The following is a 785-nucleotide window of genomic DNA, read 5'->3' as shown; positions in this document are numbered from 1 at the left end:
GCAGGGGATCAGGCCAGTGGATGCGGGGAATGTGGGCCATCGAATTCAGCTCAGATCTTTGATCAGGACCTTGGAATTACGCTGGTAGTTGTAAAACGCCTGTTTTTGCGGTGGCAACTCATCCAGGCTGCCGAGCCGGAAGCCGTGTTCGACAAACCAGTGTTCGGTCTGGGTGGTGAGCACGAACAACCGATTCAAACCCTGCGCCTTGGCGGATTGCTCAGCATGACGCAGCAGAGCGCTGGCTCGGCCACCATGCTGGTAGCTGGGCGCGACGATAATACAGGCTAGTTCGCCACACGCCTGCTCCGGGTAGGCATAGAGCGCGCGGCACCCGATGATGCTGCCATCGCGCGCCATCACCGTGAAGCGGTCGATTTCCAGCTCCAGCTGTTCGCGCGAACGGGCCACGATCACGCCACGCCGTTCCAGCGGTTCGATCAGCTGCATGATGCCGCCGATGTCATCGATGCTGGCCTGATGCAGGCTGTCGAAATCCTGTGCGCTGACCATCAGCCCGCTGCCGTCGCGGGTGTAGAGCTCGTGCAATAACGCGCCGTCCTGGGCGGCGTTGAGAATATGAACCCGCGGTATATCGGCTTTCACGGCTTCCAGAGCCAGTGATTGCACCGGGTCGCCCACCGGGGTTTCGTCTTTCAGGCTGAGTTCGCCGGGTACGACATCCTGGCTGGTGAACAGCACCAGCTTGTCGGCACGCATGGCTTTGGCCGCTGCCAATGCCAGCTCGTCGCTGAGCAGGTTGAAGGTCTCGCCGGTCGCCGAGT

At 61.1% G+C, this 785-nt stretch carries 1 protein-coding gene; it reads right to left on the bottom strand.

Going from position 1 to position 785, the window contains the following annotated elements; all coding sequences use genetic code 11:
• Positions 1 to 45 precede the first annotated feature (45 nt).
• The coding region (gene argA, locus M1V25_RS10270) for an amino-acid N-acetyltransferase (protein ID WP_498843225.1) at positions 46 to 785 on the bottom strand (740 nt) is incomplete at its 5' end.

The sequence above is a fragment of the Candidatus Nebulibacter yamunensis genome, assembly GCF_024208055.1.
Taxonomy (GTDB): Bacteria; Pseudomonadota; Gammaproteobacteria; order Francisellales; family Francisellaceae; genus Caedibacter; species Caedibacter lacustris.
This window is presented reverse-complemented; position numbering and strand designations above follow the sequence as displayed.